Annotated in this window: 11 protein-coding genes; 10 read left to right on the top strand and 1 reads right to left on the bottom strand. The window is 43.5% G+C overall.

The genetic code is table 11. From position 1 onward, the window contains the following. The first annotated feature begins 46 nt into the window (after nucleotides 1-46). From G4417_RS05075 to G4417_RS05055, 5 genes are all read left to right on the top strand, one after another. Nucleotides 47-1,441, top strand: a complete 1,395-nt coding sequence (locus G4417_RS05075; protein WP_173682832.1) for a cobyrinate a,c-diamide synthase — start codon at nucleotides 47-49, stop codon at nucleotides 1,439-1,441. Between the two features lie 4 nt (nucleotides 1,442-1,445). Continuing rightward, nucleotides 1,446-2,423, top strand: a complete 978-nt coding sequence (gene cbiB / locus G4417_RS05070; protein ID WP_173682833.1) for an adenosylcobinamide-phosphate synthase CbiB — start codon at nucleotides 1,446-1,448, stop codon at nucleotides 2,421-2,423. A gap of 67 nt (nucleotides 2,424-2,490) precedes the next feature. Continuing rightward, on the top strand, nucleotides 2,491-3,534 hold the full coding sequence (locus G4417_RS05065) for a pyridoxal phosphate-dependent aminotransferase (RefSeq protein ID WP_173682834.1): 1,044 nt from the start codon (nucleotides 2,491-2,493) through the stop codon (nucleotides 3,532-3,534). Between the two features lie 33 nt (nucleotides 3,535-3,567). Continuing rightward, nucleotides 3,568-5,076, top strand: coding sequence for a cobyric acid synthase (locus G4417_RS05060; protein ID WP_062807574.1), 1,509 nt, complete (start codon nucleotides 3,568-3,570; stop codon nucleotides 5,074-5,076). A 91-nt stretch (nucleotides 5,077-5,167) separates the two neighbouring features. Beyond that, on the top strand, nucleotides 5,168-5,812 hold the full coding sequence (locus tag G4417_RS05055; protein ID WP_173682835.1) for a precorrin-8X methylmutase: 645 nt from the start codon (nucleotides 5,168-5,170) through the stop codon (nucleotides 5,810-5,812). Here G4417_RS05055 and G4417_RS05050 read toward each other — a convergent pair. Next, nucleotides 5,809-7,134 (bottom strand): PLP-dependent aminotransferase family protein, encoded by a 1,326-nt coding sequence (locus G4417_RS05050; RefSeq protein ID WP_173682836.1) that lies wholly within the window; start codon nucleotides 7,132-7,134, stop codon nucleotides 5,809-5,811. The two genes, G4417_RS05055 and G4417_RS05050, sit on opposite strands and share 4 nt — an antisense overlap. Nucleotides 7,135-7,297: 163 nt before the next feature. On the opposite strand from G4417_RS05050, the gene G4417_RS05045 reads away from it, so the two are divergent. The 5 genes from G4417_RS05045 to G4417_RS05025 all read left to right on the top strand — a co-directional run bounded on the left by G4417_RS05045 (nucleotide 7,298) and on the right by G4417_RS05025 (nucleotide 11,044). After that, nucleotides 7,298-8,167: a pyridoxamine kinase gene (locus G4417_RS05045; RefSeq protein WP_173682837.1), complete on the top strand. Its 870-nt coding sequence runs from the start codon at nucleotides 7,298-7,300 to the stop codon at nucleotides 8,165-8,167. A gap of 66 nt (nucleotides 8,168-8,233) precedes the next feature. After that, nucleotides 8,234-8,770 (top strand): TIGR04002 family protein, encoded by a 537-nt coding sequence (locus G4417_RS05040; protein WP_008704793.1) that lies wholly within the window; start codon nucleotides 8,234-8,236, stop codon nucleotides 8,768-8,770. Nucleotides 8,771-8,854: 84 nt separating this feature from the next. Beyond that, the gene (locus G4417_RS05035) at nucleotides 8,855-9,460 is read left to right on the top strand and encodes a TIGR04100 family radical SAM protein (RefSeq protein WP_173682838.1); all 606 of its coding nucleotides are present in this window, start codon (nucleotides 8,855-8,857) and stop codon (nucleotides 9,458-9,460) included. 287 nt (nucleotides 9,461-9,747) lie between these two features. Next, complete coding sequence (locus G4417_RS05030) at nucleotides 9,748-10,032, top strand: autorepressor SdpR family transcription factor (protein WP_008704791.1); 285 nt, start codon at nucleotides 9,748-9,750, stop codon at nucleotides 10,030-10,032. Then, nucleotides 10,016-11,044, top strand: coding sequence for an SdpI family protein (locus G4417_RS05025; RefSeq protein ID WP_173682839.1), 1,029 nt, complete (start codon nucleotides 10,016-10,018; stop codon nucleotides 11,042-11,044). The genes G4417_RS05030 and G4417_RS05025 overlap by 17 nt, the downstream gene beginning before the upstream one ends. The last annotated feature ends 250 nt before the right edge of the window (nucleotides 11,045-11,294 follow it).

The following is an 11,294-nucleotide window of genomic DNA, read 5'->3' as shown; positions in this document are numbered from 1 at the left end:
CTGAAATTGTTGAAAAAATATAGGACAGAAACAGAGGAGAACAGGGATGGATATTCCAAGAATACTTCTTGCAGCAGGAGCCAGCGGCAGTGGCAAAACTCTGATCACCTGCGGACTTCTGCAGGCGCTGGTCAATCGAAAAATGAAAGTGGCATCTTTTAAATGTGGACCGGATTATATAGATCCCATGTTTCATTCCAGAGTCATCGGGACGAAATCCCGTAATCTGGACACCTTTTTTACAGATGCCCAGACAACCCGATACCTGCTTGGAAAAAATGCAGCAGACTGTGATATTGCAGTGATGGAAGGTGTTATGGGCTATTATGACGGCGTGGGTGGAATATCCACGAAAGCAAGCGCCTATGACCTGGCAGATACCACAGATACTCCGGTCATCCTTGTGGTAAACAGCAGAGGGATGAGTATTTCCCTGGCAGCTTATATTAAAGGTTTTATGGAGTACAAAGAGAACAGTCATATCAAAGGCGTGATCTTTAACCAGATGTCTCCCATGCTTTATCCCAGAATGAAGAAGCTGGTGGAAGAACAGCTTGAGGTGGAGGTTCTTGGATATGTGCCAAAGGTGGAGGACTGTGTGATCGAGAGCCGTCATCTGGGTCTTGTGCTTCCTGAGGAGATTTCTGATCTGAAGGAACGCTTGCAGAAGCTTGCCGGAATATTGGAAGATACACTGGAAATCGACAGGATCCTTGCACTTGCCAGGCATGCAGAGGAGCTGCAGGTGCCGGAATCGCTGGTACAGAAAGACGAGACATATGGATATTGTCTGCCACAGAAGCTGCGTATCGGAGTGGCAAAGGATGAAGCCTTTTGTTTCTTCTATGAAGACAATTTCCGTCTACTTCAGGAAATGGGGGCAGAGCTAGTTGATTTCTCGCCAATTCATGATGAACATCTTCCTGTAGATCTGGATGGGATTCTTCTCTATGGCGGTTATCCGGAATTAAATGGAGAGGCACTGGAACGCAATGCATCCATGAAAGAAGAGATTGCACAGGTAGTTAAACAGGGCATGCCATGTATGGCAGAATGCGGAGGCTTCATGTATCTTCATGAGCAGATGGAGGATATGGGCGGAGTGTTCCGGAAAACCTGCGGAGTGATCCCCGGAAAATGTTTCCGCACTCCCAGACTGACCAGATTTGGATATATCACATTAACTGCCGGGAAGCCTGTTTTCGGCAGAAGTGCAGAGGAGATCGGTGAGATTCCGGCCCATGAATTCCACTATTTTGATTCAGAGAACTGTGGAAGTGATTTCCATGCAGCGAAGCCTATGAGCAAAAGAGGATGGGACTGTATGCACAGCAGCAGTAACCTGCTGGCAGGATATCCTCATATCTATTATTATGGAAATCCCCAGATTCCCAGGGCTTTTCTCATGAAATGTCTGGAATATCATAACAAGGAGTTTTAAAAATATGTTATATTACAGTATGCCTGCCCTTGCAGCAGGCTTCATACTTGATCTTATGATAGGAGATCCCAGATGGCTGTATCATCCGGTATGTCTGATCGGAAATCTGATCGCATTTCTGGAAAAAATACTCCGAAAGATTTTTCCGAAAACAGATAAGGGCGAACTGGCTGCAGGTACAGTGGAAGTGATCCTTGTCTGTCTGTTAAGCGGTGGAATCCCATTTCTGATCCTGCACATTCTCTATGGAATCTCAGTATGGGCGGGATTCGCACTGGAAACCTTCTGGTGTTATCAGCTTCTGGCAACGAAATCTCTGAAAACAGAGAGCATGAAAGTTTATGACAGACTGAAAAACGGAACTTTGGATGAGGCCCGTTATGCAGTATCCATGATCGTAGGTCGTGATACCCAGTCGCTGACAGAGGAAGGTGTTACAAAGGCTGCAGTAGAGACTGTGGCAGAGAATGCTTCAGACGGCATCATAGCACCTATGTTCTATATGGCAATCGGCGGAGTGTGGCTGATGTTCCTTTACAAAGGAATCAATACCATGGATTCTATGCTGGGCTATAAGAATGATAAATATCTGTATTTTGGTCGCTGTGCCGCAAAGCTGGATGATGTGGCCAATTATATTCCGGCCAGACTTTCCGGTTGGCTTATGGTGGCAGCCTCTGTATTTGTAAAAATGGATGTGAAAAATGCAGCGAAGATCTACCGTAGAGACAGAAGAAACCATGCCAGCCCCAATTCTGCACAGACAGAAGCAGCAATGGCAGGTGCGCTGGAGGTACAGCTTGCAGGCAATGCTTACTATTTCGGAAAGCTTTATGAGAAACCAACCATAGGAGATGGAATCCGCCCTGTGGAGGTGGAGGATATCAGACGTTCCAATCGCCTGCTTTATGCAACAGCAATCCTGGGGGCTGTGATATTTCTTCTGATCGGAAGCGCGGTGCGATATTGTTTCTTTTTATAATTCTGGTAACGTGGATTGCTGAATAGTTATTAATATAAAACATGTATAGTAGGACTGGAGACAACTGATGACAAAACATATACATGGCGGTGATGTTTATAAATATGATCACTGTCTGGATTTCTCTGCAAACTGTAATCCGCTGGGAACACCGCAGAGTGTAAAGCAGGCGATCATAGACAGTGTAGAGGACCTGAGTGATTATCCCCGTGTAGGATGCGGACCTCTGAAAGAGGCAATCGCAGATTATGAACATACAAAAAAAGAATATCTGATCTGCGGGAATGGAGCCGCAGACCTTATTTTTTCCCTCAGCAGGGCATTGAATCCAAAGAAGGCCCTTCTTCCTGCTCCTACCTTTGCGGAGTATGAACAGGCACTGGTCAGTGTTGGCTGTGAGATCAGCAGATATTATCTGAAAGAGGAAAATGATTTCTGTATACAGAAAGATTATCCGGATGTTCTGAAAAGAGAAAAGCCGGATATTATTTTCCTGTGTAATCCCAATAATCCTACAGGGATCACCATACCTCAGGACCTTCTGGAAGAAATTCTGGAAACCTGTGCCATGCAGGGAATATTTATGGTAGTAGATGAGTGCTTCCTGGATTTTGTAAAAGATCCGGAGAAACATACGCTGAAGGAAAAACTGGCAAAATATCCGGGACTTTTTATTCTTAAGGCATTTACCAAAAGATATGCGATCCCCGGTGTGCGGCTGGGCTATGGATTCTGTTCGGACGGGGAAGTACTTGACCGGATGGAGGCAGTCACCCAGCCCTGGAATGTGTCTACCATGGCACAGCAGGCAGGAATGGCAGCACTGAAGGAAGCAGAATATGTGGAAGCAGGACGGCAGATCATTTTCCGTGAATCTGCATGGATGAAGGAAAAGATGAGACAGCTTGGGCTGACGGTATATCCTTCTGAAGCAAATTATATATTCTTTTACGGACCGGAGGATCTCTTTGAAAGATGTGTTGCAAAGGGAATCCTGATCCGGGACTGCAGTAACTATCCGGGGCTGAAAAAAGGATATTACCGTGTGGCAGTGAAGCTGCATGAACAGAATGAAAAGCTAATAGAGGTACTGGAAGAAGTGCTTTCATAAGTATTTATACAGGAGAAAAGGGGAAACAAAAAAATGGCAAAAGCGATTATGGTGCAGGGGACAATGTCCAATGCAGGAAAAAGCCTTCTGGCAGCAGGGCTTTGCAGGATTTTTAAACAGGATGGATACAGGGTGGCACCCTTTAAATCCCAGAATATGGCACTGAACTCTTTTATTACAGAAGAGGGGCTGGAGATGGGCAGAGCTCAGGTGATGCAGGCGGAGGCAGCCGGAATTAAGCCTTCTGTGCTGATGAACCCCATTCTTCTGAAGCCTACCAATGATGTAGGCTCCCAGGTGATCGTAAACGGAGAAGTCCTGGGAACCATGAGTGCCAGAGACTATTTTAAATATAAGAAAAAGCTGGTGCCGGATATTATGAAAGCTTATGATAAACTGGCATCAGAAAATGATATCATTGTGATCGAGGGAGCAGGAAGCCCGGCAGAGATTAATCTGAAAACAGAAGATATCGTAAATATGGGAATGGCAAAGATGGCAAAGGCACCGGTACTTCTGGTGGGAGATATTGACAGAGGCGGTGTTTTCGCACAGCTGATCGGTACAGTGGAGCTTCTGGAAGAGGATGAAAGAGAGATGGTAAAGGGTCTGATCATCAACAAATTCCGCGGCGATAAGACCATCCTTGATCCGGGAGTGCAGATGCTGGAGGAGAGAAGCCATATCCCTGTAGTGGGAGTGGCTCCGTATCTGGATATTCAGGTGGAGGATGAGGACAGCCTCACAGAAAGATTTGACAGAAAACAGGAAGTGGATCTTATTGATATTGCGGTGATCCGGGTACCAAGGATCTCCAATTTCACAGATTTTAATCCACTGGAAAGTATCCCGGGAGTTTCCCTGAGATATGTACAGCATGTCAGTGAACTGAAAAATCCGGATATGATCATCCTTCCAGGAACAAAAAATACAATGGAAGATCTGCTGTGGATGCGGGCTAATGGTCTGGAAGCTGCAGTTTTGAAGGAAGCTGCAAAGGGTAAGATTATCTTTGGAATCTGTGGCGGTTATCAGATGCTGGGTGAGACCTTAAGTGACCCTCATCATGTGGAAGCCGGAGGAACCATCAAGGGAATGGGACTGCTTCCTATGGATACTGTTTTTGCGGAAAAGAAAACCAGAACCAGAGTTTCCGGCAGATTTCTGGAACTTGAGGGAGAGCTGCAGGCACTTTCCGGCGCAGAACTGGAGGGTTACGAGATCCATATGGGAGAAACTGTGTTAAAAGGCGAGGCCGGACACAGTGTATCCATTGAAGATCAGGTGTCAGGAGAGTGTAAGGAAGACGGTGCATACCGTAAAAATGTCTGTGGAACCTATGTCCATGGAGTTTTTGACAGGGAAGATGTGGCAGAGGCTGTTGTACGTGTTCTGGGTGAAAAAAAGGGAATTGATGTATCTCAGATGACAGGAATCGATTTTGCAGCATTTAAAGAAACCCAGTATGATATCCTGGCAGCAGAACTGAGGAAGCATCTGGATATGAAGAAAATCTATGAAATTCTGGAGCAGGGAATCTGATCCGGAACAGTATGGTGAAAATCCAGATAAGCCAATGAGTGTTAGATGTAACTATTGTATACGGGAATTTATGGAATTTGGGAGATAAGGAATGAAAGTAGAACTGGAAAATGTAAAACCAATGGATATAGAGAAACGCAGCTTTGAGATCATTACAGAGGAACTTGGAGATACAAAGCTGGTTCCCGGAACAGAGCTGATCGTAAAGAGATGTATTCACACAAGCGCAGACTTTGATTATGCAGAGAATCTCTGTTTCTCTGAGAATGCAGTTGAGAAAGCAATTGCTGCTATCAAAGACGGTGCCTGCATTGTGACAGATACACACATGGCAGAGTCCGGGATCAACAAGAGAGTCCTTTCCCGTTACGGCGGAGAAGTATTCTGCTTTATCTCTGACGAGGACGTAGCTGCCACAGCCAAAGCCAACGGAACCACAAGAGCTACAGCCAGCATGGATAAGGCTGCTGCCATGGGAAAGAAGCTGATCTTTGCCATCGGAAATGCCCCCACTGCGCTGGTACGTCTCTATGAACTGATTGAGGATGGCAAGCTGGATCCTGAGCTGATCATCGGTGTGCCGGTAGGCTTTGTAAATGTGGTCCAGTCCAAGGAACTGATCATGCAGGCAGACGTACCTTATATTGTAGCCAGAGGAAGAAAGGGCGGAAGCAATGTTGCCGCATGTATCTGTAATGCATTGCTTTATATGATTGATAATAACAGAGGATACTAATTCTGTATCTGACTGATATCTTTTAACAGCTTACATGCCGGGACGAAATCTGCCACAGGCATGGAGGAGCAGGAGAGAATCAGGGTAATCTTACCGGGAGCCTCTCTCAGAAGCTGTAGGCGCAGACCATTGGTCTGTGCCTTTTTTTGAAGCTCCTGCCAGGTAAGAGTTGTGGACAGAGTCAGGGCCAGGCTGGTACCTGCGGCTCCGGTCTGGATCTGGGAATCTTTTCCAAATACTTCCCGCACAGCACTGCGGAGTGCTTTCAGCTTTACAGAATACAGACGTTTCAGCTTACGGGTCTGTGCTGCCAGGTGACCATCCCGGATAAATTGGCACAGAGCAATCTGCTCTGCCTTTGATGCTGTCTGATTATATTGGTCTGCTTTTTTTCTGTACAGTGCAGACAGCTCCGGAGGCAGGACCATAAAACTGATACGGATGGAGGGCAGCAGAAGTCTGGAAAAGGTTCCCAGATACACCACATTCTGACCGCCTGCCAGACCAAAAAGAGAAGGGGTAGGCTTCTGCAGATACACAAATTCATTTTCAAAATCATCCTCAATGACCAGACTGCCATGTGCAGCAGAGTAATTCACCAGCTCCAGGCGTCTGGAAACAGGCATAATATCACCCCATTTTGTCATATGTGCAGGAGAAACATAAATAACATCACAGTCCTTATTCCTGTAATCTACCTGAAATCCATAGTCATGAAACACAGTGCTTCCCTGTACAAAGGAAGGATTGGGAAAAGAAACAGTCTGGCGTTGCTCAAGGAGCGGGCAGAGGATGTGCAAAAGACTCTGAATACCTGCACCGATCACAATATCCTCCCCACTACATAGCACGTTTCTACGTTCTCTCACATAATCGGCAAGTGTATCTCTCAGGTCAGCCTCACCCTGAGGCTCTCCATAAGACAGTAATCTTTCATCCTGGCGAAGAGCGCTTTTGATATAACGTCTCCAAAGGTCAAAACGGAAACTCTCCCGATCTACTCCTGAAGAAGCAAAATCAAACCGGCAAGGTGTCTGAGCATGTTTCTCTGTTTTTCTGACAGATGTGTGTTGTCTGTCAGCTATATCTGTCACATAGTATCCGCTCTGGGCTTTGGAAATAATATATCCCTCCGCAGCCAGCTGCAGATAGGCATTTTCAATGGTGGTGCGGCTCAGCTTCAGTTCCTGCGAACATTTTCGAAGAGAGGGCATCCTGCTTCCGGGCGGGAGCTTTTTCTCCATGATCAGTTCCCTGTAATAGTGGAACACCTCCAGATACAGGTGTTCCTTTTTTTTATTCTTATCTAAAATCAATTCCATATGTAAAACTCCGATCCTTCAAACATGCTGATGGCATTCTTGAATTGCTATAGGGTTAAAAATAAACTGACCCTTAAAAAAACATTAAATCTGGCTATATTCATATATCCACTGTGATGCTATATTAATACAAAGCATAAAAGAAAGCAAGAGGAATAAAAAATTGAAAAAAATTGCAGTAATTCATGATCTGTCCGGTCTGGGAAAATGCTCTCTTACAGCAGCGATTCCTGTAATTTCTGCCATGGGAGTCCAGGCTTGTCCGCTGCCCACCGCAATATTGAGTAATCAGACAGGATATGGATCTTATTTCTGGGATGATTATACAGACCGGATGGAGCTGATCATGGATGAGTGGAAAAAAACGGGATTTACACCGGATGGTGTTTATACAGGATTTCTGGGAGATGCCAGACAGGTGGATCTGATCCTGAAATTTGTAGATATGTTCTGCACAGAGGGAACACATATCCTGGTTGATCCGGTTATGGGAGACAGAGGGGAAACATACAAAACCTATTCAGAGACTCTCTGTGAAAAAATGCGGACTCTGGTCAGAGAAGCTACAGTGATTACGCCGAACCTGACAGAGGCACTTCTTCTTCTGTATGGAGAAGAGGGGATGAAAGAAAGAATGAAAGCGTTTTCTGATATGGAAGAAACACAGTTGCTTAAGGAAATAGAAACATCCGGCAGAGAACTGACTCAGCGTTTTGGGCTGGAAGCAATTGTGATCACAGGAGTAGAGGTGTCCGGCAGTGACGGCAGAGCACGAATGGGAAATCTGGTTCTGGAGAAAGAAAAAGCAGACTGGTGTTTTTCTGTAAAAGAGGGCGGCAGTTATTCCGGAACAGGAGATCTTCTGGCATCTGTTCTGAGTGCGGGAATGGTGAGAGGGATTCCCATGAAAGCATGTGTGGAGAAGGCTGTTGAATTTCTGGGTGGAGCTATTCACGATGCAGTGGAAGAAGGAACTGACAGAAATGATGGAGTCTGCTTTGAAAAATATCTGGGGATACTGACACAGATATAAGACAGGAAATCATAGATACCAAATGCCGGACAGTTAAGTAAAATATATAACAGGAGGGATCATATTATGTCTGAATTAACAGCAAAAGAGAACATCAAAACAGCCGATACAGTGAAAAGGATCACAGCCACAGCGGTAATGGCAGCACTGACTACTTTAATGACAGCTTATATCTTCCACATTCCGGTAGGGGTGAACGGAGGATATGTACATCTGGGTGACACTATGATCTATCTGGCAGCAGCATTTCTGCCATTACCTTACGCATGTGCGGCAGGAGCAATCGGAGGTGGCCTGGCAGATCTTCTGACAGCACCTGTATGGGCGCCTGCAACTATAATTATCAAAATGCTGATCTGTCTTCCGTTTTCTTCTAAAGGAACAAAGCTGGTCACAAAGAGAAATGTAGTTGCATTATTCCTTGCATTCGCCATCTCAGCAACAGGATACTATATTGCAGAAGGAATTATGTTTGGATTTACAGCATCCTTCTTTACTTCTGTCAGCGGAAGCATTGTACAGTCAGGGGGAAGTGCCATTATGTTTGTGATCATCGGTACTGCACTTGATAAAATCGGATTTAAGACTAATATTGCGAAATAATAGGAAAAATAAAATAACTGAAATTAACCGGATCAAGTAGCGAAGCGGATGATTTTATCCGCTTGACACTGAGGAGAATATAAAATGACAACAGATATCATATACAGATATAAAAACCAGGTATATTTTAACATTACCAATAAATGTCCATGCAGATGCACTTTCTGCATCCGAAATACAGAGGATGCCATCGGTGAGGCATCCAATCTCTGGTTTGAACATGAACCTGCATTGGAAGAGATTTACAAAGCCATTGATGAGTTTGATTTTTCAGACTGTAATGAAGTGGTTTTCTGCGGATACGGAGAACCGACCATGGCTCTTGAGAACCTTATAGCAGTAAGCAAATATATCAGGGAAAGATACCCATTCCGGATCAGGCTGAATACCAACGGATTATCTGATCTGATCCACAAACGTTCTACTGCAAAAGAAATCTGTCAGGCTGTAGACAGTATATCCATCAGCCTGAATATGCCGGACGCAGCATCCTACAATGAAGTAGTCCGTCCAGCATACGGCGAGAAATCCTTTGATGCCATGCTGAAATTTGCAAGAGACTGTAAGCAGTATCTTGATGATGTACGCTTCACAGTTGTAGATGTGATCGGCGAGGAAAAAGTAGAGCAGAGCAAAGTCCTGGCTGCTCAGAATGGGATTCCGTTAAGAGTGAGAAAATATTCACCGTGATACAGAATAGAAAAATTCTGTTTTTGACTTTTGAGTTTGTCTGAAAACTACAGCAGTCATGCACCTTACCGTGCGTGGCTGCTTATTTTTTATGTTATAGGAAATTACTCCGTAATGTTTCTATAACATAAAAAGCCTTCCGGGCAGGATGAAGTCCCCTTCTTCGAAAATTGCAAAAAGTAATAAGTAATAAGTAATAAGAGAGTGCACTTGACATATGATATTCTTTATACTATATTATATTTAACAATTAGGTTAAATGTTAAACGAAAGGCTGTGATGAACTATTGGGATTACAGGATACATTGAAAGCACTGGCAGATCCAATACGACGTGAGATTCTAAATTTGTTAAAGGGCGGACGGCTTTCAGCAGGAGAAATATGTGAACATTTTTCAGTGACGGGGGCGTCTATATCCAGACATTTGGCAATATTAAAGGATGCTGATCTGATCAGGAGCAAAAGGGAAGGAAAATTTATTTATTACGAACTAAATACTTCTGTATTGGAGGATGTTATGTTGTGGATCACAGACTTAAAGGGGGTATCGGATTATGAAGGAAATGATTAAAAAATATAAAGGTACATTGATCTGTTCTGTACTGGTAATGCTTGCAGGAATTTTGGTGGGTTTTACGATGGCGCAGAGCATATGGATAAATGTGTTTTTTGTAGTGACAGATTGTATACTGGTGACAATCATCTTTTATGACAACAGGAACAGACAGCAGAGCAGCAAGGTTATAGGGATGGTCATATGGATGATACCTGTTACCGCGTTAATCTATAATGGTATGGCAAGACTGATCAGTATGGATGCGGATAGTGAGAATCTGTTTATGGCAGTAATTTACTTTGGAACAGGATTACTGTTTATGATCATAGGAAATTATTTGCCAAAGGTGAAACAGAATAACACCATAGGAATCAGGGTTGTATGGACATTGCAGGATGAAGAAAACTGGAGTGCAACTCATAGATTCAGTGGAAAATTATGGGTGGCATCAGGTGTCTTATGTATGCTTTGCGGCCTTTTTGGAGAAAGCATTGCTGCTTTGGTTTTGTATATTGTAAGCATTATGGCTACTGCAATTGTCAGCATTCTTTATTCTTATCTTTTTTATAAGAAAAAAATGGAAGCCGGAGAAAAATTAAAAATCCAGTATAACAAGAAGACAATCGTGATATATGTAATCGTATCAGTTTTTGTTGTAATATTTACTATATGGACTTTGTTCTGGGGTGGTATTGATATCAGTTTCCATGATAATGATTTTACTGTTGAGGCACAGGGATGGAGTGATTATACAGTGGATTATGAGCAGATTGACAGTATCTCATACAAAGAAAATTTATTTCAAAATGGGAATGATCGCAGAACAAATGGTATGGGAAACCTGAAGTATGGTATGGGAAATTTCAGAAATGATATTTATGGAGATTATATCCGCTACACCCATGCATCCTGCCACTCATATGTAGTTATGGATATAGGCGGAAAAATATTGGTGGTAAATGGCGTAGATGAATCAGAAACAAGGAAAATTTATGACACTCTCAGAGAGAAATGTCAGATGAATTAGTGTGTATTTAATTATAAAAAAGATTCTTCTGATAATAATAAATTATTTATTTTTAAACTGTTTTGGAGTCATATGATAGTGTTCCTTAAAACACTTATAAAAATGAGTTGTGTTAGTAAAGTTTGGTTGGAGAGGCTGCCCTTTGCCGGGATATCCTCTTTTCCATTTTACAGAAGAAATCAAAAAGTACAGGTATTCAACCTAACAAAATCGTGATATAATGAGCGCAAGAAAGCCAACATGCTTGCAT

The organism is Blautia wexlerae, from assembly GCF_013300825.1.
Classification (GTDB): domain Bacteria; phylum Bacillota; class Clostridia; order Lachnospirales; family Lachnospiraceae; genus Blautia_A; species Blautia_A wexlerae_B.
This window is presented reverse-complemented; position numbering and strand designations above follow the sequence as displayed.

What these genes read in the sequence shown, in the direction of transcription:
- G4417_RS05075 (WP_173682832.1), top strand. Translation starts at nt 47, where the DNA reads ATGGATATTCCAAGAATACTTCTTGCAGCAGGAGCCAGCGGCAGTGGC.
- G4417_RS05035 (WP_173682838.1), top strand. Translation starts at nt 8,855, where the DNA reads ATGACAACAGATATCATATACAGATATAAAAACCAGGTATATTTTAAC.
- G4417_RS05060 (WP_062807574.1), top strand. Translation starts at nt 3,568, where the DNA reads ATGGCAAAAGCGATTATGGTGCAGGGGACAATGTCCAATGCAGGAAAA.
- G4417_RS05040 (WP_008704793.1), top strand. Translation starts at nt 8,234, where the DNA reads ATGTCTGAATTAACAGCAAAAGAGAACATCAAAACAGCCGATACAGTG.
- G4417_RS05065 (WP_173682834.1), top strand. Translation starts at nt 2,491, where the DNA reads ATGACAAAACATATACATGGCGGTGATGTTTATAAATATGATCACTGT.
- G4417_RS05050 (WP_173682836.1), bottom strand. Translation starts at nt 7,134, where the DNA reads ATGGAATTGATTTTAGATAAGAATAAAAAAAAGGAACACCTGTATCTG.
- cbiB (WP_173682833.1), top strand. Translation starts at nt 1,446, where the DNA reads ATGTTATATTACAGTATGCCTGCCCTTGCAGCAGGCTTCATACTTGAT.
- G4417_RS05025 (WP_173682839.1), top strand. Translation starts at nt 10,016, where the DNA reads ATGAAGGAAATGATTAAAAAATATAAAGGTACATTGATCTGTTCTGTA.
- G4417_RS05055 (WP_173682835.1), top strand. Translation starts at nt 5,168, where the DNA reads ATGAAAGTAGAACTGGAAAATGTAAAACCAATGGATATAGAGAAACGC.